This is a genomic window from Lentibacillus amyloliquefaciens (assembly GCF_001307805.1).
Classification (GTDB): domain Bacteria; phylum Bacillota; class Bacilli; order Bacillales; family Amphibacillaceae; genus Lentibacillus; species Lentibacillus amyloliquefaciens.
Map to the genome: position 1 here is coordinate 3,647,071 of NZ_CP013862.1, position 26,016 is coordinate 3,673,086.

Annotated in this window: 22 protein-coding genes; 15 read left to right on the top strand and 7 right to left on the bottom strand. The window is 43.3% G+C overall.

The window, feature by feature from the left end:
* Positions 1–21: 21 nt before the first annotated feature.
* On the bottom strand, positions 22–804 hold the full coding sequence (locus tag AOX59_RS17970) for an HAD family hydrolase (RefSeq protein ID WP_068447652.1): 783 nt from the start codon (positions 802–804) through the stop codon (positions 22–24).
* A 325-nt stretch (positions 805–1,129) separates the two neighbouring features.
* Between AOX59_RS17970 and AOX59_RS17980 the strand changes: the two genes are divergently transcribed.
* The 4 genes from AOX59_RS17980 (at position 1,130) to AOX59_RS17990 (ending at position 3,845) form a co-directional block, all read left to right on the top strand.
* Entirely contained in the window at positions 1,130–1,327 is a 198-nt protein-coding gene (locus tag AOX59_RS17980) for an alpha/beta-type small acid-soluble spore protein (RefSeq protein ID WP_068447657.1), read from the top strand.
* 191 nt (positions 1,328–1,518) lie between these two features.
* On the top strand, positions 1,519–1,674 hold the full coding sequence (locus AOX59_RS19365; protein ID WP_082684257.1) for an anti-repressor SinI family protein: 156 nt from the start codon (positions 1,519–1,521) through the stop codon (positions 1,672–1,674).
* Positions 1,675–1,813: 139 nt separating this feature from the next.
* A complete protein-coding gene (locus tag AOX59_RS17985; RefSeq protein ID WP_068447659.1) occupies positions 1,814–3,367 on the top strand; it encodes a Na+/H+ antiporter NhaC family protein in 1,554 nt (517 codons plus the stop codon).
* Between the two features lie 199 nt (positions 3,368–3,566).
* A complete protein-coding gene (locus tag AOX59_RS17990; protein ID WP_068447661.1) occupies positions 3,567–3,845 on the top strand; it encodes a hypothetical protein in 279 nt (92 codons plus the stop codon).
* 165 nt (positions 3,846–4,010) lie between these two features.
* Here the strand turns inward: AOX59_RS17990 and AOX59_RS17995 are convergent, their stop codons facing one another.
* Positions 4,011–4,847: a CvfB family protein gene (locus AOX59_RS17995; RefSeq protein WP_082684258.1), complete on the bottom strand. Its 837-nt coding sequence runs from the start codon at positions 4,845–4,847 to the stop codon at positions 4,011–4,013.
* Between the two features lie 601 nt (positions 4,848–5,448).
* Here AOX59_RS17995 and AOX59_RS18000 point away from each other — a divergent pair.
* On the top strand, positions 5,449–6,345 hold the full coding sequence (locus AOX59_RS18000; protein ID WP_068447666.1) for an AEC family transporter: 897 nt from the start codon (positions 5,449–5,451) through the stop codon (positions 6,343–6,345).
* Between the two features lie 192 nt (positions 6,346–6,537).
* Here AOX59_RS18000 and ytaF read toward each other — a convergent pair whose 3' ends face one another.
* Positions 6,538–7,191 (bottom strand): sporulation membrane protein YtaF, encoded by a 654-nt coding sequence (gene ytaF, locus AOX59_RS18005; protein ID WP_237049317.1) that lies wholly within the window; start codon positions 7,189–7,191, stop codon positions 6,538–6,540.
* A gap of 98 nt (positions 7,192–7,289) precedes the next feature.
* Here ytaF and AOX59_RS18010 point away from each other — a divergent pair, with 98 nt between their 5' ends.
* The 4 genes from AOX59_RS18010 (at position 7,290) to AOX59_RS18030 (ending at position 13,937) form a co-directional block, all read left to right on the top strand.
* Positions 7,290–9,449, top strand: coding sequence for a DNA topoisomerase III (locus AOX59_RS18010; RefSeq protein WP_068447671.1), 2,160 nt, complete (start codon positions 7,290–7,292; stop codon positions 9,447–9,449).
* 375 nt (positions 9,450–9,824) lie between these two features.
* On the top strand, positions 9,825–11,339 hold the full coding sequence (locus AOX59_RS18015; RefSeq protein WP_068447673.1) for an AbgT family transporter: 1,515 nt from the start codon (positions 9,825–9,827) through the stop codon (positions 11,337–11,339).
* Between the two features lie 114 nt (positions 11,340–11,453).
* A complete protein-coding gene (locus AOX59_RS18020; protein ID WP_068447675.1) occupies positions 11,454–12,929 on the top strand; it encodes a Na+/H+ antiporter NhaC family protein in 1,476 nt (491 codons plus the stop codon).
* Positions 12,930–13,697: 768 nt separating this feature from the next.
* On the top strand, positions 13,698–13,937 hold the full coding sequence (locus AOX59_RS18030; protein WP_068447679.1) for a ferredoxin family protein: 240 nt from the start codon (positions 13,698–13,700) through the stop codon (positions 13,935–13,937).
* Positions 13,938–14,035: 98 nt separating this feature from the next.
* On the opposite strand, the gene AOX59_RS18035 is transcribed toward AOX59_RS18030, so the two are convergent.
* The 3 genes from AOX59_RS18035 to AOX59_RS18040 all read right to left on the bottom strand — a co-directional run bounded on the left by AOX59_RS18035 (position 14,036) and on the right by AOX59_RS18040 (position 16,770).
* Positions 14,036–14,410 carry a hypothetical protein gene (locus tag AOX59_RS18035; RefSeq protein ID WP_068447681.1) on the bottom strand — a complete coding sequence of 125 codons (375 nt, stop codon included), beginning with the start codon at positions 14,408–14,410 and terminating at the stop codon, positions 14,036–14,038.
* Between the two features lie 58 nt (positions 14,411–14,468).
* Complete coding sequence (locus AOX59_RS20080) at positions 14,469–14,606, bottom strand: hypothetical protein (protein WP_169792891.1); 138 nt, start codon at positions 14,604–14,606, stop codon at positions 14,469–14,471.
* A 127-nt stretch (positions 14,607–14,733) separates the two neighbouring features.
* Entirely contained in the window at positions 14,734–16,770 is a 2,037-nt protein-coding gene (locus AOX59_RS18040) for a thioredoxin domain-containing protein (protein ID WP_068447683.1), read from the bottom strand.
* Positions 16,771–17,219: 449 nt separating this feature from the next.
* Here AOX59_RS18040 and AOX59_RS18045 point away from each other — a divergent pair, with 449 nt between their 5' ends.
* Together AOX59_RS18045 and AOX59_RS18050 are read left to right on the top strand one after the other, a co-directional pair.
* On the top strand, positions 17,220–17,684 hold the full coding sequence (locus AOX59_RS18045; protein WP_068447685.1) for a flavodoxin domain-containing protein: 465 nt from the start codon (positions 17,220–17,222) through the stop codon (positions 17,682–17,684).
* Positions 17,685–18,220: 536 nt separating this feature from the next.
* Positions 18,221–19,147, top strand: coding sequence for a DMT family transporter (locus AOX59_RS18050; RefSeq protein WP_237049318.1), 927 nt, complete (start codon positions 18,221–18,223; stop codon positions 19,145–19,147).
* Between the two features lie 82 nt (positions 19,148–19,229).
* Here AOX59_RS18050 and AOX59_RS18055 read toward each other — a convergent pair whose 3' ends face one another.
* Positions 19,230–20,561: a short-chain fatty acid transporter gene (locus AOX59_RS18055; protein ID WP_068447688.1), complete on the bottom strand. Its 1,332-nt coding sequence runs from the start codon at positions 20,559–20,561 to the stop codon at positions 19,230–19,232.
* Between the two features lie 820 nt (positions 20,562–21,381).
* Between AOX59_RS18055 and AOX59_RS18060 the strand changes: the two genes are divergently transcribed.
* The 4 genes from AOX59_RS18060 to AOX59_RS18075 all read left to right on the top strand — a co-directional run bounded on the left by AOX59_RS18060 (position 21,382) and on the right by AOX59_RS18075 (position 25,949).
* Positions 21,382–22,347: an N-acetylglucosamine kinase gene (locus AOX59_RS18060; RefSeq protein ID WP_068447689.1), complete on the top strand. Its 966-nt coding sequence runs from the start codon at positions 21,382–21,384 to the stop codon at positions 22,345–22,347.
* A gap of 12 nt (positions 22,348–22,359) precedes the next feature.
* Entirely contained in the window at positions 22,360–23,223 is an 864-nt protein-coding gene (locus AOX59_RS18065) for a MurR/RpiR family transcriptional regulator (RefSeq protein ID WP_237049319.1), read from the top strand.
* A gap of 389 nt (positions 23,224–23,612) precedes the next feature.
* Positions 23,613–24,524 carry an N-acetylmuramic acid 6-phosphate etherase gene (gene murQ / locus AOX59_RS18070; RefSeq protein ID WP_068447690.1) on the top strand — a complete coding sequence of 304 codons (912 nt, stop codon included), beginning with the start codon at positions 23,613–23,615 and terminating at the stop codon, positions 24,522–24,524.
* A 111-nt stretch (positions 24,525–24,635) separates the two neighbouring features.
* The gene (locus tag AOX59_RS18075; protein WP_068448458.1) at positions 24,636–25,949 is read left to right on the top strand and encodes an ABC transporter substrate-binding protein; all 1,314 of its coding nucleotides are present in this window, start codon (positions 24,636–24,638) and stop codon (positions 25,947–25,949) included.
* Positions 25,950–26,016 lie beyond the last annotated feature (67 nt).

The following is a 26,016-nucleotide window of genomic DNA, read 5'->3' on the forward strand; positions in this document are numbered from 1 at the left end:
TGTTAAATTTCCCTTTTCCAGTCATAGCAAGCCAAGCTGTTTTAAACCATAGAAAATCCCGTTTTCGGCAACGGTGGCTGTCTTATGTTTCGCAAAGTTAAACAATTCCTCGGGGGAATTCCCCATTGCAAAACCTTCCTCGACAGCTTCAAGCATTTCCCTGTCATTCATGCCGTCACCGAAGGCAATCGCCTGTTCACGTGGGATGTCAAGCAGATGGAGTATCTGCTCGACCGAGTGGCCTTTATTGACTGTTGTCCGCAAAATGTCATAGGTATCTTCCGCTCCGTTTACATGAACCGGTGAAAGACGCAGGTTGGATGCAATCTCATACAAAGAAGCTTGTTCCGGTGTCGCATTGATAACCGTTGCACCTAAAATTTTATTGGCCACTTCAGGGGTAAAAAGTTCATTTTGTGTCAGATTGAAAACATCAGTAAATTCGGAAATAAGTGGCTTGTTTAAAGTCGTAAAGTAATTTTTGTTACGCGTATACATCACCAGTTCGTTACCATTTTTGGCTGCGATGTCCAAAAAATTTTCGATGTTGCGTTGCGGCATTGGTTCATCGACGATTGTCTTGTCCTGGTGAATGGCAAATGCCCCGTTATAAGCAATAAACGAGTGTATATCCAAGTCTTCTGCAAGCTCGCTGATTTCATGAAGCGGACGGCCTGTAGCGAGAAAAATCTCGACCCCTTGTTTTTTAACTGAAGAAATGGCTTGTTTTGTCGCATCAGAGTATGTATGGTCGGATTTTAATATGGTTCCATCAATATCAAGAAATAAAATTTTATATGTCATATGTGTCTCCTCTGTCAATGTAGTTATAAAAGCATTTTAGCATAGGTGTTTATCTTTTGCGATGAAGTGGATGGCGGAATGGAGCAAGAAATAGGGGAAATGCTGAAATTCACACTGAATACGCTAAAGTTCAATACGTTTTCGCTAAAGTTCACAACTAATCTGATAAAGTTCACGCTTTCGAATAAAGAGAACCGTTCAAATGTTGGGAAGCCTACTGCATATGCAATTTTTAACAGGGGTAAAAACGCCGTCAAAGCTAAAAGCTAATTTTGAACAGGTTCATTTCAGTATCTGTTCGAATTCCCACAAGGAGTGATCAGTTGTGGCAGAAAACAAAAATGATTTGCTGGTGACTGGAGCAGAGGATGCAATGGGAAACATGAAACAGGAAATTGCTCAGGAATTTGGCGTCCGGCCCGGCGCAGATACAACTGCACGTGAAAACGGTTCTGTGGGAGGCGAAATGGTCAAGCGAATGATCAAAATCGCTGAATCAGACATGTCCAATAAACAGCAATAGGTTAAACGGAAATGTCCTGATGAAAGCCGCTCCGAGGTAATTGGAGCGGCTTATTGAATGCCGGGCTGCAAACGTAATACCTGCGTATACATTACATCTTTTGCAACATGTGCTATTGTGATAATTAAAGTGCCTGAGCATTTTCAAATAACTATTGCACACAGCCGATAAATGGCAGGGGGAGATACAGGATGAGCGATCAATTTTTACTTAATCCGGATGAGGAATGGATCGTTCTCATTAAAGAGGCAAAAGCTGTCGGGCTGACTGTTGAGGAAATCCGGGAGTTTTTAGTGACAGATGATCCAAAAAGAGTTTTTTGTTTAAATGTTCTAAATAAAGAATAACTGCAGGTCTATTGAGAACGCTTAAATAGACTTTTTTGTTTAAAAATAAATTTTAACTTCTATAAATGTAAATAATATGAGAAGATAGGGCATATATTTAAGATAGGTATGTCCATTATTCAGAAAGGGGGAGATAAGAATGGAGTTTGGAATACTGTCTTTGCTGCCTCCGGTTATCGCGATTGTTCTGGCACTCATTACCAGAAATGTTATACCTGCTTTATTTGCCGGGGTGTGGCTTGGAGCAACAATGATGTATGACTGGAATCCATTTATGGGACTATATGCAAGTTTCAATGACTTTATTATTCCGAGCGTTGGAGATCCCTGGAGTGCGACTGTCCTGATTTATTGTGGGCTATTCGGTGTCCTGATAGCCTTTTTGCAAAAAACGGGTGGTGCCCACGCGATTGCAAATGCCATTTCCAAAAAAGCCAAAACAACGAAAGGCACACTGGGTTCAACAATGTTATTTGGACTGATTGTTTTCTTCGATGATTATTTTAATGCACTGACAGTTGGCAGTGTTATGCGTTCGGTGACAGATAAGATGCGTATCTCACGCGAAAAGCTGGCATATGTGGTTGATTCAACATCAGCACCAATCAGTCTCTTGGGTCCTGTTTCCACTTGGGTTGTTTTTGTCATGGGACTGATAGGGGCTCAATATACAGAGCTGGGGATATCCGAATCAGAGTACATGACATATATTTTCACAATCCCATTTAATTTTTATGCCATTTTATCTCTTGTGCTTGTTGCTATTATCATATTCACAAAATGGGATTTCGGGCCGATGGCGAAAGCGGAGTACCGTGCGAGAACCACAGGCAAGTTAATGCGTGATGACGCAGCGCCGCCATCCGATGATGAAATGCTGAATGTTGAGGTGGCAGAAGGCTATACACCTAAAATTCGGAATATGATTGTACCGTTAGTTGTGCTGATTGGAATGATTCCACCGCTATTTCTGTGGACCGGCGGTTACCCTGAAAAGGGTTTTGTAACGGCGTTCGGGGAAGCTGATGGTGCAACATCGATTTTGATTGCTGCTTTTGTGGCTGGTATTGTAGCGCTATTGATGGGGATGCAGCAAAAGCTTTACACGTTTAAAGAGTCGATGTCACTGATTGTGAGCGGTTTTAGGAGCATGGTGCTTGTTTATATTATTTTGGCACTTGCCTGGTCAATTGGCGATGTGACGACTGAACTTGGCACAGCTGAATACCTCGTAAATTTTGCTGAACAAACAGCGTCACCTTCAGTCATACCGGTACTGATCTTCTTTATCGGTGCTATTGTCGCATTCACAACCGGAACATCATACGGAACCTTTGCAATTATGATTCCTATTGCGATGCCGATTGCTGCTTCAATGGATATATCGATGTATCTGGCTATTGCAGCTGTTTTCAGCGGCGGTGTTTTCGGGGACCATTGTTCACCAATTTCGGATACAACCATTTTGTCCTCGGCTGGTTCATCAAGTGACCACATTGATCACGTTAACACGCAGATACCATATGCAATCACTGCCGGGGTCAGCGGTGTGCTTGCTTTCTTCACTGCTGGGATGACCAAATCAAGCATATTGGGTCTTGTGATTGGTCTTGTAACACTTATTATTCTTGCCTTCATCTTGCATAAAGTGTGGGGAAAAATATTACCGAAATCATATGAAGGAAAAGCATGATAACAAAGGCGTCATTGAGCCTTTGACATGAAGAGGACTGCTGGTTTTTTGAGTAGTCCTCTTAAGTGAAACTGATGTGAAGTTTTTCTGATTGCGCACCTTTTCTGAAATCTTCTGTTTGTGCAAGCATTAAATTGACTTTGTCTTTCCGAATCGATAAACTAATATATAGTTCATAAAGATATGTTGAGGTGATTTCATGTTTAGCTTAGCCTTGGTGATGGGCATTTCGGTACTTGTTGTCATTATGATTATTAATATTATAGTCACCGTGGCATCTTCCGGCGGCTATGGCATTTACATACCGGCGGCTGCAGTAGCTGGTATCGGCGGCATTTTGGTGACCATTTCAGCCTTTGCCAATATTGAAGTGATCGGCTTAGGTCTTGGGGGATGGGGCGGTGCCAGCTTGTTTGCTGCTGCGGTCGCATTCATTACGACATCAATTGTTGAAACCTATAGACATGCACAAGCGTAGAATACAGTTTGAAAAGATATCTGCCTGATTGAAAGGGCAGATATCTTTTGATTTCAGCCGAAGAGCGGGTATGCACGGAAAACGCGATTTCAACGAGGGTAAATAGAGCTATCCTGCGTTTGAGCCAGACGTCAGTTTGCAGTGTCTATACATATGCCAGTCGAGTTAAATCAGATAGGTCTTTCCATCACTTTGTTTGACTTTTCCTTCTTTCATTAATCTGCCGAGCGCACGTTTGAAAGCCGCTTTGCTAATGCTGAACGTCCCGCGGATATCTTCAGGATCGCTTTTATCGCTAAAATGCATGAGGCCATCATTTTGCTCAAGATAATTTAGAATCGCGTCCGCATCTTCATGCATACCCTCTTGTTTAAGTGGTCTGAGAGAGACATTTAACGTGCCTTCTTCCTTTACGTCAATAATGCGTCCTTCCACCCATTCACCGAGGCGCGGTTCTTGTTTGCGCTCAGTATGGTGGATGAATCCGCGATAACTGTTTTTTGAAATCATGGCCGAACCTTCTTTGTTGGTGTGATATATCCGGCCGTTTATAGACTGATTCAGGAGATCAGTCGATGCAAGATTCCAATGCTCCTCGAAAATTTGTTCTGTTGCAGGCGTTGCCCTTAACCGGTTTTTCTTGTCGGCAGTCAGAGTGACAAACAACATGTCGCCTTCGACTGGCCAAACGCTTTCAAATAATGGAAGATCATCTTGTGAAACGAGCATTTCTTTTTCAATTCCGATGTCAACGAAAACACCTAGCCCGGAGACGACATCAACGACTTCAGCCCAGTCAAATTCATCCACTTGGACTAAGGGGTGAGTTGTTGTCGCCAAAATAGCGCCCTTTCTATCATTATAGAGAAACACATCAGCTTTCTCGCCTTTCGTCAGTTTCGTTTCGGCCGCCTCATTAGGCAAAAATACATCGTTTTGTAGAATATATCCCGCTTCTGTCTGCCGAATCACTTGCATTGTCTGAACTGCTCCAATTTTCATTTTCATGCCTTCTTTCCTGATATGTATTGGAAAAGGGGTACCCTTATTATGAAGAGTACCCCTTTGTTTACTAAAGTAACACATAAGCTTTCATTTTATTGCCCCGAATGATTACTCGGGTGGAAAATATCATTTTCAGAGGCTGTTCAAAAAGTCCGGTAACAATGACACATCGAATTTCTTCGTTGGCTTGTTTCTCCGTTGCTCATGTATCTAAAGGCATACATTCCGCTACTCGAAACTGCGCCGCCTCGAAATTCTCGGTCCTTGTTATCCTCCTTTTTGAACACGCATTTTCATCGATTTTCCTTTACCGCGGTCTATGTTCCACTGGTGTTTTCTAAACTTAAGCAACGTCAGCCCTTCCTGCTCTGACGTCCTTGCGACCCCGAAGCCGCGCCAGTGAGAATAAGCATCTTCAAAAACGAACTAGCAGAATGCCAGAAATGACGACTTATTTTACTTCCGATTAAGTTACTTTACTACATTACTCAATGATTGTCAACTGCTGGCGCACTCTTTGATTGAGTGATAGACTGATATAGTGAATCTTTAATTAGTTACAGGGAATTTAATGATCATCTTTAATGGAGATGTTTTTATGGCTATATTCTTTCAGGTCGTATTGCCGATTATGGCAGTATTTGGGGCAGGATTTGTCTTGCAGCGCATCCGGGTTCTTGATGTGAAGTCGCTTGCAGCTGCATCGATTTATATCTTTCTGCCTGCTTTGGTGTTTACAAATTTATATGAAGCGAGCTTCAATCAAGGTTATACTGTAATCGTCATTTATGCTTTTCTGTTATTATTTTTAATGATCGTTTTGATAAAAATATGTGCGAGGGTTTTCAAATGGACCGAATCGGTAGAAAGTGGTTCAATCCTGACAACGGCGTTTATGAATGGCGGCAATTATGGCGTGCCGGTCATTTTGTTCAGCATCGGTGAAGAGGCTATGCCATATGCTATCTTTTTAATGGTACTTCAGACGATGATCATGAATGTGTTCGGTGTTTACTATGCTTCGCGCAGCACCAGTGGCTTCCTGCGCGCATTAAAAACAATTTTCAAGATGCCTGCAACGTATGCGGCAGTTTTGGGGATTGGATTTCAGGCAATGTCGGTCAGCATACCTGAATCCGTCTATTCAACGTTGACTATGCTGGGTAATGCGGCCATTCCATTAATGATGGTGATTTTGGGTATGCAGCTTGCTTCAATTACGTCGCTGAAATTCGATTGGCAGGTTATTTTGTCAGCTTCCATAACACGAATGGTCATTTCGCCTCTTTTTGCATTGCTGTTTATTTGGCTTGTGCCGGTTGAACCTGTCATTGGTGCAGTGATTGTCATTGTGGCTGCAATGCCGAGTGCGGCAACGACAACGATGTATGCGATTGAGTTTGATTCGGAACCTGACCTTGTTTCGAGTATCACGCTTGTCACGACACTTGTCAGTATTATAACAGTCACCGTTTTGCTTAACATCATCACGTAACGTGCCTTACATGTTTTCCGGTTCAACTGTCAGGGAAAGCTGTGGTTAACCAATGATTGCTTGAAAGGATGAACTATATGTTAAGAACGATTTTGATGGTGATTGGTGCAATTGTAGTCATAGGCTGGATTATTTCAATACTGTAATCGGTATCTAATAAAAGCGATCAAGCCATGACGCGAAGCTTAATAATTAAATTATATTAACAATGCCCAATAAAATGAGAAGGAATGGAGGCAGCAAGGTTAATTGCTGTGTCCATTTTTTTGTTGAGAGAAAGTGACCCATTCTGACACCAAAGAAAACCAACAGACCGCTCATCAAAGCAATTGACAGTGCCGTCACAATCGGTGAATATGAGAGCATCGCTGCGCCAAGTCCCGCTCCGAATGCATCAATTGCCAGTGCAGCACCTAACAAAAAAGCCTCTGATAGTGAGATGCTGCCGGATTGATCGAGGTCTGCCTGCTGTGGCTCTTTCATGACAGCTTTGAATTGGTCCCATGTCTCTTGATCGGCTGAAAATGATCCAATCGTTTCCTTTTTGGAACGCAGCACATTGTATAAGCAATACACACCGATTACAAGGATGATGCCCCCGCCGATATTATCCGCAATTGCAGGCGTGATAAACGTTTTAAGTACATTGCCGATTGTCATGGCCAGGTAGACGACCAGACCGGAACAGAGCATAATAACGACGAGTGCCACAAGCGGTACATGAACACGTCTCACGCCATATGACATGCCAACCCCAAACCCATCGATACTGACGCCGAAAATTAATAAAATTAATCCGGTATAGTGGAGCATCGATATCATTTTCCTTTCGTAATTGTCTAACATAGTGTATGGAAATCGCCGGATGGTGTGAAAGACGCACATATCAATGGAATTTGTGTTACAGTATGAAGAGAAAATCATTGAGAGAGGAATTATTTTTTATGGGCAAAACAGTCGTATTAGCCGAAAAACCTTCTGTCGGTCGGGATATCGCCCGTGTGCTGAACTGTCACAAAAAGGGCAACGGCTTTATGGAAGGATCTAAATACATCGTAACGTGGGCGTTGGGGCATCTCGTAACCCTGGCAGACCCGGAGAAATATGAAGATAAATGGAAAACATGGCGTCTTGATGATCTGCCGATGCTTCCGGATGAGTTAAAACTTGTGGTCATTAAGAAATCCGGCAACCAATTTAGCGCGGTAAAAACACAACTTAACCGCAAAGATGTCAGTGATGTTGTCATCGCCACCGATGCCGGCCGCGAAGGCGAACTGGTCGCCCGCTGGATAATTGAAAAAGCGCGTGTCAACAAGCCCGTGAAACGGCTCTGGATTTCATCGGTTACGGATAAAGCGATCAGGGAAGGCTTTAAAAATCTGAAACCGGGTAAGCAATATGAAAACCTTTATGCTTCTGCTGTTGCACGCTCGGAAGCCGACTGGTATGTCGGGCTGAATGCCACGCGGGCGCTTACAACGAAATATAATGCGCAGTTGTCGACCGGACGTGTACAAACACCGACACTCGCGATGGTGCGAGCAAGGGAGAAGGAAATAAACGAATTCAAGCCGCAGCCATTTTACGGTATTGAAGCAAAAACAAACACCGCTATGCGCGTGACATGGCAGGATAATAAGAACAACAGCCGAATATTCTCCAAAGAAAAAGCAGACAAACTGCTTGACCAATTAAAAAATAAGCCGGCAACAATTGTAAACACTAACAAGTCATACAAGAAAAAACACGCACCACAATTGTATGACCTGACAGAGTTGCAGCGGGAAGCCAATCGTATATTTGGGTTTTCCGGAAAACAGACACTGTCGCTGATGCAAAAACTATATGAACAGCATAAAGTTCTCACGTATCCGCGTACTGATTCACGGGTTCTGTCGAGTGATATCGTCCCGACGCTAAAAGACCGGGTGAAAGCAGTCAATGTGGACCAATATGCTAAGACAGCAAGTAAATTGATGAAAAAGGAATGGAAATTGCCGAAATCAGTTGTCAATAACGCCGGAGTGTCTGATCACCATGCGATTATTCCAACAGAAGAATCCCCGGCTCTGGCGGATTTAAATGACAAAGAACGGAAAATTTATGATCTGGTCGTGAAACGTTTCCTGGCCGTTTTGTCGGATCCGCATGAATACGAACAGCTGACAATCGAGGCTGAAATCGGCGGTGAACGCTTTATCGCCAAAGGAAAAAATATTAAGAAGCAAGGCTGGAAAGAAATATACAGTGACAATGAAGCAGATGATGAACAGCAATTGCCGGATGTGCAACAAGGTGCTCAACTTTCCGGTATCAAGCTTAACCTGACGACTGGTGAAACAAAGCCGCCTGAGCGGTTCACAGAAGGAGCACTTCTGCAGGCAATGGAAAATCCGGTCCGCTATATGGATCAGGATGAAAAACACTTGGCTAAAACCATTAGCAAAACCGGTGGCATCGGAACCGTTGCCACCCGGGCGGATATTATTGAGAAGCTGTTTAACAGCCAGCTTATGGAATTGCGCGGCAAACACATTTTCACAACATCAAAAGGCCGCCAGCTGCTTGAACTCGTTCCGGAAGATCTGCGTTCACCGGCACTGACTGCTGAGTGGGAGACCAAGCTTAGTCAGATTGCTGAAGGTAAATTGAACAAGAAGCATTTTATAGGTGAGATTAAAGGCTACACTGAGAAGATCGTTTATCAGATCAAAATGAGCGAGGATAAATTTAAACACGATAATTTGACCGGCAGCAAGTGCCCGGATTGCGGGAAATTGATGATGGAAATTGATAACAAAAAAGGCAAAATGCTTGTCTGTCAGGACCGATCATGCGGCCATAAAAAGAACATTTTCAAGCGAACCAATGCCCGATGCCCGAACTGCCATAAACGGATGGTACTGCGCGGTGAGGGCGATGGTCAAACGTTCTCATGCCAGTGCGGGTTTTCTGAAAAGCTGTCAGCATTCAATAAACGGAAAGAACAGCAAAAGAACAAGAAAGTATCCAACAAAGACGTCAACAAATACCTGAAAAATCAGGATGACGGGTTTAAGAATAATGCACTGGCCGACCAGCTTTCCAAACTGAAAAAGTAATTTTGTAACACGAACGCATGGATTATTCAGTCCATGCGTTTTATGGTGCACTTCAATGGGGATGGGTACCGAATTCAGTTTGAGGATGGCCGGAGCCCCTGCAAACTGGTATAAATCCCACTTCCCTCAGATAATAGGGATGAATCGATTCAGTTACGCTTGATATGATTCACTATTTTATCCCGCATGTAACTGACAGTAAGACCCCCACCTCAAATGTTCGCGTATACGATGAAGATTAGGTGGGGTATCAACTGCCAGTAAATGTCCGATTTGTTCATCTAACAATCAGTGGGGGAAGAAAGAAAATCCCCACTGATTGAAGATTTACTTTATCATGTAAAATACGAACCGAGTAAGTTAGGAGGGTACATGATGGCAGAGCAGAAAAAGAATGCCGGGTTCACGCGTTTTTTAAATACGATTGAACGGATTGGGAACAAGCTTCCGGATCCTTTCATGCTGTTTGTATCACTCGCTGTTTTGGTCATATTATTGTCCGGATTCATTTCATTGTTTGATGTGACCTTTAATCAGCCCGGAAGTGATGAACAGACATCCATTAAAAATCTGTTGTCAGCAGAAGGCTTGCAGTTTATGGTCACATCCGTCATTGAAAACTTTGTCGGCTTCACACCTCTCGGGATTGTGCTTACGATGATGCTTGGTGTCGGGTTAGCGGATAAAGTTGGTTTACTGGAGACGCTCATTAAGAATACGATTCTGCGTGCACCAAAGGCGTTGATTACATATGCGGTCGTATTTACCGGTATCTTAGGAAATCTGGCTGCAGATGCTGCCTTTGTGATTGTCCCGCCACTTGCAGCGATGGTCTTCTACAATGTAGGAAGACATCCGCTGGCAGGATTGGCGGCTGGATTCGCAGGTGTCGGAGCCGGTTTTACAGCTAACATTATTGTGGCCAACACCGATGCTGTGTTATCCGGCATATCCACTGAAGTGATGCAGACGATTGAAGGAGCTCCCACCGTTACACCGGTCGACAATTGGTACTTCATGCTTGTTTCAACACTTGTACTGACAGCAGCTGGGGGATTGATTACGGAAAAAATTGTAGAGCCCAGACTTGGTCGATATGATGGTGGTTTGACGAAAACGTTTGATGAAACGACTGCATTGGAAAAAAGAGGACTTCGAAATGCTGTGATAGCGGCAGTCGTTTATATAGCACTACTGATCCTTGCCCTTGTTTGGCCGGATTCATCACTCCGAAATGACCAGGGTGGCATGATTCCATCACCGTTCATCTCCGGTATTGTCCCTGTTATTATGCTGTTTTTCATAACAATTGGTGTGACATACGGGGTAACATTGAAAAAAATTGATAACTCACGGTCTATTGCTAAATATATGGGGGAAGCAATGAAGGATATGTCAAGTTTCATTGTCCTTATTTTTGCTGTGTCCCAGTTTATTTCCTATTTTGAATGGACAAACATTGGTTCATGGCTGGCAGTCACAGGTGCATCATTTCTGGATTCGGTTGATTTGACAGGTATTACTGTTGTTGTTCTGTTTATACTCCTGACAGCTTTGTTGAATCTGTTCGTTTATAGTGGCTCAGCACAATGGGCACTTGAAGCCCCGGTATTTCTGAAAATGTTTTATATTTTGGACTACCATCCAGCTTTCATTCAGGCTGCCTATCGTGTTGCCGACTCGTCTACCAATATTGTAACCCCGATGAATCCATACTTTGTGATCGTCCTGGCATTTATGAAAGAATACGATAACAAAGCCGGCCTTGGGACTTTGATGGCGCTCATGCTTCCATACAGTCTCATTTTCCTTACTGTCTGGATAATCCTGTTTCTGGTCTTTGTGATGTTGGGTGTGCCATTTGGGCCGGGTATCGGTGTTCATGTATAGATTTTAAAATGACTCCTGAATCGGGGAGTCATTTTTATATTCTAAATTTCTTAAGTGTGTGATAAACTGTATAAAGATTCAAAATTCACTATTTATGATGTAGGGGGAGCGAGAATGTCAAATAACGAAGAATTAGACAAGGCGACCGGGGATAAGACTGTCCAGAAGTTGGATTTCTGGCTCGGTCCGTTCGGGGCGGCAGTTCCCTTACTGTTTTTTGTTGTCTGGGCAATTACAATCAGTGTGATGCAACTATCATCTGAGGTTGCACTTGTATTGGGAGCTATCATTGGCCTGACGCTTGGGCTCTTGTTGTGTAAAAGCAAATGGGAAGACTATGCACAGGGGTTGTTTGACGGATTAGCCCAGCCTGTTGGTGTCATCGCAATGGTGGCATGGTTTTATGCCGGCATGTTCGCGCAGGTTCTACAGGTTGGCGGACTGGTTGAAGGACTGGTTTGGATTGGTTCAGTAACAGGTGTTGAAGGCGGTATGTTTGTTGCATTAACATTTTTGTTGGCAGCAACTTTTTCAACAGCCGTTGGTACCGGGTACGGGACAACCGTTGCATTTTGTACACTAATGTACCCGGCCGGTGTTGCTGTAGGCGCTGATCCGACATTTATGTTTGCAGCTATTTTGGCCGGAGCGGTATTTGGTGACAACCTGGCACCGGTTTCCGATACGACAATCGTATCAGCGACAACACAGGATGCTGATGTGCCCGGTGTTGTACGGAGCCGTTTCAAATATTCAATCGTCGCTGCTGTGCCGGCGGTCATCTTATTTGCCATATTTGGCGGCGGCGGAAGTGCCGCAGCCGGTCAGACTTCTGTAAGCTCCGTAATTGAATCAGTCAATGCGAGCGGGCTGATTATGCTTGTGCCTTTCGCGATCGTACTTATCCTTGCTTTATCCGGTCATCATCTGCTGACCTCATTGACATGGGGAATAATATCGGCCATTCCGCTGATTCTATTGTTAGATTTGGGAACGTTTGGTGATATTTTAAGCTTCAATCCGGATTCTGATGCTGTTGTCGAAGGTGCCTTGATTTCTGGTTTAACAGGTTACTTTAATATGGCGATCCTAATTCTCTTGATAGTGGGGGCAGCTCATTTGTTGAGACTGGGCGGAACAATGGCAGCCATCACGAAAGGCTTGGTCAAATGGATTCAAAACTCTGTCCGCAAAGCCGAGGTATCGATATGGGCGATTGTTTCATTACTGAATAGTTCAATTACCATTAACACGGCAGCTGAAATTGCGGCAGCGCCATTTGTGAAAGAAATCGGTACCAAGTACAAAATTCACCGCTACCGAATGGCCAATATGCTTGATGCTGTGACATCAGCATTGGGCTATATATTTCCGTGGGGAGCACCGGTGTTGTTGGGCTGGTCAACCATTCAAACGATGAAAGAGCAATCATATAATTGGCTTCCGATCGTTGAGCCGAATGCAGTCTTCCCATTCGTCTTCCAAGGCTGGTTCCTGTTCATTATCATGCTCGTTGCAGCATTGACCGGCTGGGGGCTGCGTTATGAAGGAAAGAATGGTGAGGAGTTAAAAGAGAAACCGAATGATTAAAATATTTAGTATGTAATGTGAGAACGAAGCAGTCATTTGTCTGCTTCATCTATTTTAGCAGTTAAGAAAGTATAAATTCTTTCTTACTGCATAAGTGCAACTTAGGCTTATCGTCATTAAAGCTTGGCGATAAGCCAAGTTTTCTAAAGAACATCTTTATTGGTGAGGTCCGATTGTTTATCCCGCATGTAACTGGCAGACCCGCTCCGCTGAATGAAATTTCACTTTTCCACTCATGTAATGGACAGTAACCTGCCGAAGAACGGCAGGTTACTGTCCATAAAAGCCTGATTCTGCTCAACTAACATTCGCGGGGAAAACCGTTCCGCTGAATGAAGTTTCGCTTTATGCTAAACTGGTTTGTAAAGCAATGGGAGGATATACCATGATAGTAATTGGCGCCATTGATGACGAAACGCGGTGTGAACATTATCATCAGCATAATGACCGGATTGCCATTAAATTTTATTGTTGCGGGAAGTACTTTTCATGTATTAAGTGCCATGAGGAATATGGTTGCGGCAATCGAAAGGTGTGGCCTCTTAGTGAGTTTAACGAGAAGGCCATTCTTTGTGGAAACTGTCGTCATGAACTTACAATAAATGGGTACCTAAACAGCAGTTATTGTTGTCCGTATTGTGATGCAGCTTTTAATCCGGGATGTGCACTGCATTATCATTTGTATTTTGAGACGTAATTCTCCGGGACAGTTTACTTGTACTCGCGGTATCGTGTATCATTATATTACAGTTGGAAGGAGGGAGAAGCGTGGCTTTTGTAATATTAGATCCGTGCCGCGGTGAAAAATCAGGCGAGTGTGTAACGGTTTGTCCGGTTGATTGTATCGAAGAAGGGCCGGAACAATTTTACATAGATCCGGATATATGCATTGATTGCGGCGCATGTGTTTCAGTGTGCCCGGTTGATGCGATTGTTGAAGAATATGATATGACACCTGAACAGGAAAAATACTTGGATGAAGCTGAGGAATTTTTTGCAAACAGGTGACCATTCATAGTAGATGAAAACCCTTGTATATGTTGTTAGAGGACATGATATGAGGGTTTTGTTTTGAAGTCTGTATGTCTTATCAAAATTGAGAGGTATTAGTTAGAAAATCGATGCTTTAATTGGGCAATGTCACGTTCGTTTTGGACGGTTTTACTCCAGATGTGGTCCTGATCGGCTCGGAAGATTTTAAATTCATCCATAGTTTCACGGTGACGTCTGTCATTTTCCGTTTTCATAGATGTCATTTCTTCTCTCATTGAGGATTGCTCTGTCTTTATTGATGTTAATTCTTCTCTCATAGCAGCTTGGTCTTTTACGACGCTGCTCAACTGTGTTTTTATTTCAGTCTGTTCCTTTACGATTCCGTTTAATTGTTCTTTCATCGCAGCTTGTTCGGTACGCATGCCGCCAACCATAGAGATGAGCTGGGAAAGCATATCTTCCATGTGTTCTAAGCGCTGTTCATTCATTCGTTTCACCTCCTTTTTTCTATTATACCTTCCGATTTGATAGAAAGCTATATGATTGTTACGTTTCTTCGACTTTTTCTGCTAATTTGCTGACAATCCATTTTTCAGCAGTCGATTCGTCCACTTTATAAACTTTGCCTGCACGGAGAAGGTCACCGTGATACATGGTCTGCACGTTCATTTTAACTTTTTGCATGAGGGACGCTCCTTTTTAGAATATAATTACCATCATTTTAACATATCGCAATTGAGTTTTATGGAAATGATGAAGTTCATAATGGAATCGCTAAAGTTCACAAAAAGACCGCTGAAGCTCAAAAACATCAGCGGTCTTTTCGAATAAATTCCCAAGCTTGGTCAGTATCCGTAGTCGGCTGATGGCAGGCGAAATTTTCACAGACATAGACTGTCAAGGCACCATTCAGCTGTTTATAATCAGCGGTGAATGGCGCGGCTTGAGCCAATTCTTTGGTGTTCTTACCGGCAAGCAGCGTCACATCAGGCAAGAATGTCTGCTTTAACTCAGTTGTGAATGGATTTGCATCTCCAAGCACAACGACTTCTTTTGTCGGGTTTTCCATCAGGAGCAGGCTCTGAATAAACTGGATACCTGCGACCGGAACCTCATTTATATCATCATAAAAGGCATAGTACATCTCCTCGAGCTTATCAAGATAGGCTGTTTTACCGGTCAGATAGCCCATTTTAGCGAGCATAACTGATGCAACGCCATTTCCGGATGGGAGCGCACCATCATAAACTTGTTTTTCCCTGGATAACAATTCTTCGCTATCATGTCCATTGAAGAAAAATCCGCCTTCGTCAGTATCCCAGAATAAATCAATCATGTCATCAGCAATCGTCTGTGCTTGTTTCAGATACGACAAGGAAAAAGTTGCCTCGTACAATTCGCTGTAAGCCCATAGCAGAAAAGCGTAGTCATCATGATACCCATTAAATTTAACATCGCCGTCACGATAACGGGCCATAACTCGATTCTCCTGAATCAGATTCTGTTCGATAAATTGCATGCTGTTCTCTGCAATTTTTGTGTATGCGTCATTCTCGAAAACCTTGCCGGCTTTAGCGAGTCCAGCTATCATCATCGCATTCCATGAGGTTAGAATTTTGTCATCCACATGCGGGTAAACCCGTTTCTCGCGTTCTAAGAGCAAACTTCTGCGGGATTCCTCCAATTTCTGATAAAGAACCGATATCCTCAGATCATTATCCGCTGCGATTTTTTCCATGTCAGTATTCAGGAGGTTCGGGATATTTTTGCCTTCAAAGTTACCCTCCGGCGTCATGCCATAAGCAGTCGTAAAGAGGGTGCCCAGCTCTTCACCAAGAACACTGAAAATCTCATCATGTTCCCATACATAATATTTGCCTTCAATGCCTTCCGAATCAGCATCAATTGCTGAGTAGAAGCCACCACCCGGGTTTTGCATCTCACTTGTCACAAACGTGATAATCTGCTCACTGATTGTTTTATATAGCGGATTCCCGGTAATCTGATAGCATTCGGTATAGGCCATCAGCAGCAAGGCATTATCATAAAGCATTTTCTCAAAGTGCGGAACGAGCCATTTCTCATCGGTGGAATAGCGGGCAAAGCCGAATCCGATATGATCGTAAATACCGCCTTTCGCCATCGTTTGCAGCGTGCTTTCCGCCATTTTCAGTGCTGCGGTTTTGCCTGTGAAATGATAGTACCTGAGCAAATACAGCAAGTTTTGTGGTGTCGGGAATTTTGGAGCAGAACCGAAACCGCCGTTTGTGAAATCGAACCGTTTGCCCAGCTGTTCAAACGCTTTGTCGGTCATGTCTTTAGTCAGGCGATTTTCGCTTTTGGCTGTCACGGTTTTCTTGAGTGCGTCCGTCACGCTTTTGGTCACTTTCGAGATTTGATCTGGATCTTCCCGATATTTTTCATGCAGCTGAGTGATGACATCCATAAAACCTGGCATGCCATATTTGCTATCACGGGGGAAATACGTGCCCGCATAAAAGGGTACTTTCTCCGGAGTCATAAAAATGGATAGGGGCCAGCCGCCTTGTCCGGTCATCATCTGGCATACTTTCATGTAGACCGAGTCAATATCAGGCCGCTCTTCCCGGTCGACTTTAATCGCAACATAATGTTCATTCAACCAGCCTGCAACTTCCTCATCCTCGAATGACTCATGTGCCAGGACATGACACCAATGGCAAGTGCTGTAACCGATGGAAAGGAAGATTGGCTTGTCTTCTTTTTTGGCTTTTTTAAATGCTTCATCACTCCACGCATACCAATTAACAGGGTTGTAAGCATGCTGCTGGAGGTATGGTGATTGTTCATGGATTAGTTTATTGGGGATTTATTTTCAGACACCATAGGATATTTCCTCCATTCTTAAGATATATCTTTTATTATGTTGTCCAATTTAAAATATATGAGACAGGAGATAAATGTACGTCTTGTTTTTTCAATCAGCCTTGGTTTATCCCGCATGTAACTGGCTAAGACCTCCATTGATTGAAGATTCACTTTATGTTTTCTATAATTCAGCCATACTAACACAATTTAAAATTTGCAGCTAATGAAAAAGATGGGTGGTGGTGGCTAAGAAAAAATATGGGATTTATAGTTTATTTTGAACGATTATCTAACTTCAAGCAAACCAATTGACTTGTGTGCCCGCAAATACAAACAATATTGTCCGCAATCATAGAACCATTAACCAGGTCGCCTTCCTGAAAAATTGAAACAGTTGGTGAGTAACATTAAAATAATGATAGAAAGCTTTAGATTTGTGAGGGATGTACAATGGGAAAAGTCCTGCTGTTATATGCCAGCATGACCGGCAATACAGAAGCGATGGCAAATATTATGAAGGAAACGGTGGAAAAACGGGGACATAGCGTTGTGACCAAAACATTTGAAATGGATCCAATCGATGTGGAAAAACTCACCAGCTTTGATGGCATTCTTGTCGGGACCTATTCCTGGGATGACGGCACATTGCCATTTGAAGTGGAAGATTTCTACGAAGAGCTGGACGAAACAGACATTACCGGTATGCCTGCTGGTGTGTTTGGGTCAGGGGAGTCCTTTTATCCGACATTTGGCGGTGCGGCAAATTTAATGGGTGACCGCTTGGAGGAAAAGCAGGCAAACCTTGTTCCTGAGCGGCTGATTGTAGAACTTGAACCGGATAATGAAGATATCCTCAGATGTCAGAAATTTGCTGAAGTTTTTTGCAAAATGATAGAAGCTAAATCAATAAAGTAAAACAGAAGGCTTGCTGCCACTATAGACAGCAAGCCTTCTGTTTTACTTTATCCCGCATGTAATAGACAGTAAACCGCCGAAGAACAGCGGTTTACTGTCCCTAAATGTCCGATTCTGTTCAACTAACAATCAGTGGGAAAAACACCACTGATTGCAGTTTCACTTTATTAAGAGGGGGTAATAAAAAGCATTACATTTATTAATTTACCCTTATGCAAAAATTTTAAAACATAAATTTTGAGATTGCGACGTTAAAAGGGTTAAGGCGTTCTAGCATTCTCAAATAAAAAGGGGGTGTCCCGATCAGGAAAGGGACACCTGGCAGTTGCGCTAAAAGGGGGAATCTTATAGCGTATATTCATCATAATTCGATAAAGTTCGTGCGTCCATGCAACAAAGGGTTTAAAAAAGTTGGGAAAGTTGGAATGAACATGACAATAGTAACAGGTATTAAGATTTAGAAAGTGTGTTAGTTGCTACCGGAATTGGAAATTACTATACTGGTAGTATTATGCCAGATAAAGAGGTTTTGTTTTATGGAGGGTTTCATACGGCGGAATAAATGGTCTGCTGGGCTTTTAATTTTGCTGATCACACTCATTTGGGGCTATGCATGGGTTTTCATGAAAGCCTCATTAAATTTTATGGGGCCGTTCACGTTTTCGGCTTTCCGTTTTGGAACAGGAACCGCAACATTATTGATTGCTGTATGGTTATTGAAGTCAGGCAAGCCGCCGCGAAGCATGTGGAAACATCTGATCGTCGTCGGTGTGCTGCAGACAACAATTGTTTTTACATTTGTCATGTATGGGATGCAGTTTGTCGATGCAGGCAAATCATCTGTTCTTCTTTATTCAATGCCATTGTGGAGCAGTATTTTTGCTGTAAAAATCCTGGGTGAAAAAATAACGCCGGGCAAAGTGCTCGGTCTTGCGGTCGGTATGGCTGGCTTGATCACAATTTTGGGCTGGGACATCTTTTTTGTACAGGACCCGGCGATTATTTTTGGTGAAATGCTAATTATTGTGGCAGCAGTCTCATGGGCCGGAGCGAATGTATACTATCGGATGAAACTGGAAGGGATGACCCAATTACAGGTGTCAGCCTATCAGATGCTGTTTGGAACACTCGGCATATTTATCGCAACGCTGTTTGCTGAATGGGGCGGACCTGTTAAGTTGAATGGTGAAAGTATATTTTACATATTATTCACCGGAGTCCTGGCCTCAGCCTTATGTTTCACAGTCTGGTTCGTACTCCTGAGCGTTATTGATATGATCACGGCTACATTGTCAACACTGCTTGTTCCGGTATTTGGGCTGTTCTTCGGCTGGCTGATTCTTGATGAGGAATTGACCGCCAGTATTTTGATAGGCTCGGTCATGATTATTGCCGGCATTGGGGTTGCACAAGTCATTGGAAAAGAAAAAGCGGAGCCGAAAAGTGATGCTGAATCCGGTTGACGCTTTTTTCAGGAATACTTAAGGTTACGGTTCCCGACATAAAAAAACACCGGTGCCAATTGCGGCACCGGTGTTTTTTAATTCAAAAGAATAATAGGCCAATCGAAATGGGAATAAAACTGTAAAATAGAATCAAAACACAAAAGCCCATAATATCACGGACTTTCAAGCCGGCAATTGCCAGCAGCGGCAATGCCCAGAACGGCTGAATCATATTTGTCCACGCATCACCCCAAGCAACCCCCATTGCTGTTTTAGCGGTATCTGCACCGATCTCAAGCGCTGCAGGGATCATGATTGGACCTTGGACCGCCCATTGTCCGCCGCCGGATGGAACAAAGAAGTTAACGATACCGGCACTAATGAACGAGAATAACGGCAGAGTCATTTCATTTGAAATACTTACAAACCACATTGACATTTCCTGTGATAAACCTGATTCAACCATCATTCCCATAATACCTGCATAGAACGGGAACTGAATGATGATGCCGCCAGCGTTCTTAACAGCTTTGGAGACACTGTTCAAAAAGCGCTGAGGTGTTCTATGAAAAAGGATCCCCATGAACAGGAAAGTAAAGTTTACAATGTTGAGATTCAAGTCGAAGCCATTCTGGACGAAATGATAAATGATGAACGCCAAACCCATCAGACCGATCACCAGTGAAATGATCCGGCTGTTTTCCAGCTTTTCAGCGGGTGTCTCCGGTTCGTGCGATGACGGTTCTTCTTCGTCATCTTCATATTCTTTCGTGTCCCAGGTTGAGGCATTGGTGTTTGTAAAAGGACCCCGGGCTCTCATCAAATACCAGTTTAAAAATGGCAATGTTAAAAGCAGAAACAGAACGATAAATAGATTAAAGCTGCTGAAAAGTGTTTCCGTTACGGGCACTGACCCAATCGAATTCATTAAAAAATGATCTTCCGTTGCAATTAACAACGGTATAGATCCGGAAAGACCCCCATGCCACAGGAGAAAACCACTGTACGCACTTGCCATCAGTAAACGGTAATCAACTGAGGCAACACGGCGAGCAACGTGAATGGCAAGCAGTGCACCGACGACTAATCCAAAACCATAGTTGATAAGGCAAGCAATCGAAGCGACAAATGTAACCAGCAAAATTGCCTGTCCCGGCGTGTTGGCAAGTGTACTGATCTTTTTTAAAATATTCCTGACCAAAGGCGTACTGGCCAGAATGTACCCGGTAACGACAATCAGTGACATCTGCATGGCAAATGTAAGTAAGTCCCAGAAGCCGGTGCCCCAGTAATCAATCATTTCAACCGGTGAACTGCCCATGATGCCCATGCCTAACAGGAAAACAATGATTGTCAGAATGATGGCGAATAGAAAAGCATCAGGCAAATATCGCTGGACAATCCGATCAAAAAATGAAGTGATTGCTTTCAATGGTAACGCTCCTTTCTATTTGTAATCGCTTTATAAAACGTGTCTATAACATTAGCAAAAAACCATGAAGCCGTCAAAGCTTGTTCCATTATATGAAACAAGCACTAACATGATGCATGAAACTGTCCATTAATACCAATTCGGTTCGGACCTGCAAGATACAGGTTTCGGGGGGCTGCTGCATCGATGCATCGCACGAAGAAAAAGTGCTTTCCTGTTTCGAGGACGCTGCGAATTTCGCCTTTAGGAATAAAAACCAATTGCTCTGAATGAGTTTCACTATAATTCAAAAGACCTAAATTGTGTAGTTGATGTAAAGTGCGAACCAATGAAAAATCTCATTCTATTTTCGTTAAGTTTTAAAAGCCGCTTCGGCAATATACTTCACTTTCCATGGGCACGGCCTCAGCCACCTTGAAAAGCAAAGACCGCTTTTCGGAGGCGTCTTCGGACACGTGGCTGTTCTGACCCGAGTCTTCGTAGATTGCCTGCGCTGGGAAGTGATCACTGTTCCATAATAGTATTGAAGCAAACAACCTTAGCGAAGGAAATACACGGAGACTCCAGCGGGAGCATAGGCATAGGTGAGACACCGAAGCGCTTCAGCGCGAGGGGGCTCACCAGCCGCCCTAAGGTGCGCAGAGTGTATTTCCGAAGCGGTAGACAACACACCAACTCAATTTTAATGTTAGTTCGCACTTCATGGATTTTGTGTCAAAAACAACGCCCTTTTAGAATACAGCCATTTTTAAAAAAACTTGTTAAAAGATTATAAGTTTTATACGATAAAACAAAGAAAACGAGAAAGGCTGGGGAGAATATGAAATATGTTGTCGGGATTGATGGGGGTGGAACCAAGACAGTTGCTGTCATTACAAGTGCAGATGGCAGAGTTGCAGCAAAATCAGCTGCAGGCCCCGTCAATCCGAATGTCGTTGAGAAAAAGGAAATTCATCAGACATTTTTCGAGCTGATGCAGGATTTGAAACAGCAAAACAATGATGCTTTTGAATACCTCACCAGTTTATTCGCCGGGATATCAGGAGCGGGAAATGACAAAGCTGTTCAGATGCTGACAGATATGCTGAAAGGGCTTGTTCCTGAGGATACAGTTGTCCAAGTTGAGCCTGATGCCATTAATGCACTTTACTCCGGTACGTGGGGCAAGCCTGGAATAGTACAGATTTCAGGAACGGGTTCGATAACATTTGGCATCAACGCTGATGGAAGACGTGATCGTGTTGGAGGGTGGGGTTATTTATTTGGTGATGAAGGAAGCGGCTATGACATGGGCAAAGCAGGAATCACAGCAGCTTTAAAAGCGTTTGACGGACGCACTAAAGAGACAGTGCTGCTTGAAATGATCTGTGCTCATTTCCGTATTGACAATCCTTATAATCTTATCCAGAAGGTTTATGCCTCTCCATCTCCGAAAAGTGAGATTTCACCGATTGCCAAATTGGTATTCGACGCTTATAGACAACATGATACAGCAGCCCGGGAAATAATTAAAAATACCGTAAAAGAATTGGGCAGCAGCATCAGGACGTTAAAAGCAAAACTTTACCAACCTGAAGAAGCGGTGTATGCTGTTTTATGCGGCGGTGTATTTCGGGATAAAACAATACTGCCGGACATGCTGGAAAAAGAACTTCAGAACGACCGGCAGCTAACGATGGTCAATCCTGAAATGGCACCGGTCGGCGGTTCGATCATTGGTGCTTTATTAATGGAAAATAATCGCATAGATGAAACTCTAATCCGAAATTTTATTTCAACCTATTAGGAGGCGATCGGATTGTCACAAGTCAAAGGCGGACTGACAATTTTAAAGGATAGGGTTCATGCCCTGCCGCCGTCAGAAAAGAAGTTGGCCGAATATATTTTAAAAAACCCGGAAGAGGCCATTATGCTGACAGCTGTATCTTTAGGAAAAGAAAGCGGCACCTCAAGTGCAGCGGTCATCCGGCTATGCAAATCGCTCGGGCTTAAGGGTTTCCAGGAATTAAAGATACGGGTTGCCGGTGATCTGCAAAAAAACGGAGAACAGGACTTTCGGGATATTGAGCCGAATGATAAAACAGAAAACTTAATCGAAAAAATGACATCAAATACGATTCAAACGATTACAGAGACCGTGGATATCATGCGCGCATCTGATTTGAAAAATGCTGCCAATACGCTTACTGAGGCAAAATCAATTGTCTTAATTGGTGTAGGTGCATCATTCATTGCGGCTAAGGATGCAGAGCAGAAGTTTACAAGAATTGATAAATTTGTTCAGGCTTTTTCCGATGTGCATATGGGGGCGACAGCTATTGCGAATAAAGGACCTGATGATGTCGTTGTGGGGATTTCTTTTTCGGGACAAACAAAACAAGTTATAGAACTGCTGGAACTGGCAAAAAGCAAACATGCTATAACAATCAGCATTACAAAATCAGGTAAGTCGCCAGTCAGCGATATTTCGGATATTCAATTACATACGTCCGCTGCAAGGGAAGCAACATTCAGAAGCGGTGCGACATCTTCAAGGATGGCTCAACTTCACGTAATTGATATCCTTCTGATGGTGATAGCTTCAAACGAATACGAAGATACTATCAAACATCTTGATGAAACAAGAAAAGCAATATCAGCCCTGATGAAGAGACAAGTTTAAGCATTTTGAAATAATATTACAAATTACTATAAGTAATATTGACAAAATAATTTAAAAGGCCTATACTGAAAACAAATTATAGTGTGAAAATTTTAAAATGTGTGCTCAAAAAGGAGGATAAAGTGAAACTTCATTCAGCGGAATGATTTCTCCGTTGAATGTTAGTTGAACAGAATCGGGTATTTATGGTCAGTTAGCCCCGTTTTCTGGCGGGTTACTGATCATTATATGCGGGGAAACAAGGACCGAGAAGTTCGAGGCGCTGCAGTTTCGAGCAGAGGAGAAACAAGTCAACTAGAAGCACCGATGCGTCATTGCTACCGAACTTTTAGAATGACCTTTGATTTGAAAGCGTTTTATTATTCTTAGGGGCAAGGAGATTCATAGATATGGAACTGGCAAAGCTAACGACTGAACAACGCAATGAGACAAGTATGACATTGGATCAAATGTCAACGATGGAAATTTTAAATGTGATCAACGAAGAGGATAAAAAGGTTGCAATGGCTGTTGAAACGGTGTTGTCAAAGGTAAATGATGCCATTGAACATATTTACAGTGCTTTACAACAGGGCGGCCGCCTGTTTTATGTCGGTGCCGGAACGAGTGGCAGACTTGGAGTAGTCGATGCATCAGAATGCCCGCCAACATTCATGACATCTCTCGACACAGTTCAAACGGTCATGGCTGGTGGAACCGGTGCTTTTTTCAAAGCGGTCGAAGGTTCTGAGGATGAGGAATCTCAGGGCATCAACGATATAAAAGCCAGAAACATAACGAATAAAGACGTTGTGGTGGGCATCACTGCAAGCGGCAGAACACCTTACCCGATTGGTGCGTTAAAGCATGCCGGAAAAGTTGGTGCTTATACTGTCTCGTTATCCTGCAATGACCATTCATTGATCAGTCAGTTTGCTGATACAGAAATCGAAGTCGTTGTCGGTGCGGAAGTGCTGACAGGCTCAACCCGAATGAAAGCTGCAACCGCGCATAAAATGATTTTGAACATGATCACCACAACAACGATGGTCAAACTCGGGAAAGTCTATGAAAATCTGATGGTGGATGTCCATGCCAGCAATCAAAAATTAATGGAGCGGGCAAGACGCATCATTATGGAAATTACTGATTGCGATTACAATGAAGCTGATCAGACGCTTGCCTTAACGCATAATCAGGTAAAACCTGCCATTGTCATGATTAAAGGGGGTGTTTCATACCAAAAAGCGGAAGAAGCAATCAAAATGAGTAATGGATATGTTCGTGATGCGATTGCACATGCGCTTAATTCCAATGTCTGAGGCAACATTAATAGTCACATGAACTGTTAATGTGTTTCATATATTTTAATTAAACAAAGGGGGAAAATTATTTTGAAGCGATTACTGAAAAACCCTTTCGTCCTTATTCTGATGGTTGCCTTACTGATGATAGCAGTCGCCTGTTCGGACGACGGTTCATCGGAAGGGTCAACGGATGACAGTGGCGATAATACAGGGGAAGCAAGTGATGGTGAAGGGTTAAGCGGAACACTTGAGATTCAGTACTTCGTTGGCGGATATGGCGACTCCTGGTGGAAAGAAGTGATTGGTGACTTCCAGGAAGAGCATCCTGATCTGGAGATTAAAGAACATGCCGGTCCAAACATTAATGAAGAAATGAGATCGCGCTGGGTATCCGGTGATCCGCCTGATGTTGTCTACATCGATGGTGCTGGATCAAGTGAGACTCAGATGGTTGAGGATGGCCAGTTGATGGACCTTACCGATTGGGTTCAGGATATCGAGGTGGATGGCACACCACTAATGGATAGCTTCATTGTACCGCCGTCCGATTTTGATGGCAGTGTATACAGCTTGCCGCTCGTATTTGACTCGTGGGGCACATGGTATGATAAAGCATGGTTTGAGGAAAACAACTGGGAAGTACCATCAGATTTTGAAAGTTTCATGAGTTCAATGGGGCAGATTCAGGAAGATACTGGTATTTCACCATTTGTAACGACAGGGCAGCATCCTTACTACTTCTTGCGCGGTATGCTGTATCCGGCATTTGGAGCAGCCGGCGGTGATGAACTATTAAACGACGTCATCACGGGAGCTGAAGGTGCATGGTCGAGTGATACAGTACTTGAGGTTATGAAAAAAGTAGAGGAAATGCAAAAGGCAGGCTACATCGATGAAGGGTTTGCTGCAATTAACCACACACAGTCACAGATGAACTTCCTGCTTCATGATAACGCCTATATTCCGGTTGGATTCTGGCTTCCAAATGAAATGGAAGGCGACAAGCCTGAGAATTTAGAGTATGGTTTTATTCCATCACCGATGAACGATGCTGGTGAGCCAATGGCAGTCGTACCGGATTTGCGTCCGCTGGCGATTGCTGAGGAGGCGGAAAATCCTGAAGCGGCCAAAGCATTTGTTGAGTTTGTGTTCACTAAACAATATGCCAAGTCATTCTCTGAACACACAGGTGCCATCATGAACCTTCAGGGTGTAGACTTGTCTTCAAACGAAAACGTACCGCAATACTTGATTGATGCAAACGAAATGATCAACGATCCGGAACAAGCTCAAATCTATCACAAGCCTCATCCAATGAGTGCCGATTTGGAAACGCCGATTAGTGATTCACTTGTTTCGCTGATGCTTGGCAATATCACGGCAGAAGAGTTTGTTGAAGAAGCTGAACAAGCGGCTGCTGAGTATCGTGAAAGTCAATAAACAATGAAACCGTGGGGCTGGGACAAAAGAGTTTTATTAAAGAAAAAGCCGAACTAAATAGAAAGGC

Bases quoted from the DNA above. Each gene is read 5' to 3' on its own strand.
- AOX59_RS17985 (WP_068447659.1), top strand. From the start codon at position 1,814: ATGGAGTTTGGAATACTGTCTTTGCTGCCTCCGGTTATCGCGATTGTT.
- AOX59_RS18045 (WP_068447685.1), top strand. From the start codon at position 17,220: ATGGGAAAAGTCCTGCTGTTATATGCCAGCATGACCGGCAATACAGAA.
- murQ (WP_068447690.1), top strand. From the start codon at position 23,613: ATGGAACTGGCAAAGCTAACGACTGAACAACGCAATGAGACAAGTATG.
- AOX59_RS18000 (WP_068447666.1), top strand. From the start codon at position 5,449: ATGGCTATATTCTTTCAGGTCGTATTGCCGATTATGGCAGTATTTGGG.
- AOX59_RS18015 (WP_068447673.1), top strand. From the start codon at position 9,825: ATGGCAGAGCAGAAAAAGAATGCCGGGTTCACGCGTTTTTTAAATACG.
- AOX59_RS18060 (WP_068447689.1), top strand. From the start codon at position 21,382: ATGAAATATGTTGTCGGGATTGATGGGGGTGGAACCAAGACAGTTGCT.
- AOX59_RS18020 (WP_068447675.1), top strand. From the start codon at position 11,454: ATGTCAAATAACGAAGAATTAGACAAGGCGACCGGGGATAAGACTGTC.
- AOX59_RS17995 (WP_082684258.1), bottom strand. From the start codon at position 4,847: ATGAAAATTGGAGCAGTTCAGACAATGCAAGTGATTCGGCAGACAGAA.
- AOX59_RS18035 (WP_068447681.1), bottom strand. From the start codon at position 14,410: ATGAATGAACAGCGCTTAGAACACATGGAAGATATGCTTTCCCAGCTC.
- AOX59_RS18010 (WP_068447671.1), top strand. From the start codon at position 7,290: ATGGGCAAAACAGTCGTATTAGCCGAAAAACCTTCTGTCGGTCGGGAT.
- AOX59_RS18075 (WP_068448458.1), top strand. From the start codon at position 24,636: ATGGTTGCCTTACTGATGATAGCAGTCGCCTGTTCGGACGACGGTTCA.
- AOX59_RS18050 (WP_237049318.1), top strand. From the start codon at position 18,221: ATGGAGGGTTTCATACGGCGGAATAAATGGTCTGCTGGGCTTTTAATT.
- AOX59_RS17990 (WP_068447661.1), top strand. From the start codon at position 3,567: ATGTTTAGCTTAGCCTTGGTGATGGGCATTTCGGTACTTGTTGTCATT.
- AOX59_RS17970 (WP_068447652.1), bottom strand. From the start codon at position 804: ATGACATATAAAATTTTATTTCTTGATATTGATGGAACCATATTAAAA.
- AOX59_RS19365 (WP_082684257.1), top strand. From the start codon at position 1,519: ATGAGCGATCAATTTTTACTTAATCCGGATGAGGAATGGATCGTTCTC.
- AOX59_RS20080 (WP_169792891.1), bottom strand. From the start codon at position 14,606: ATGCAAAAAGTTAAAATGAACGTGCAGACCATGTATCACGGTGACCTT.
- ytaF (WP_237049317.1), bottom strand. From the start codon at position 7,191: ATGTTAGACAATTACGAAAGGAAAATGATATCGATGCTCCACTATACC.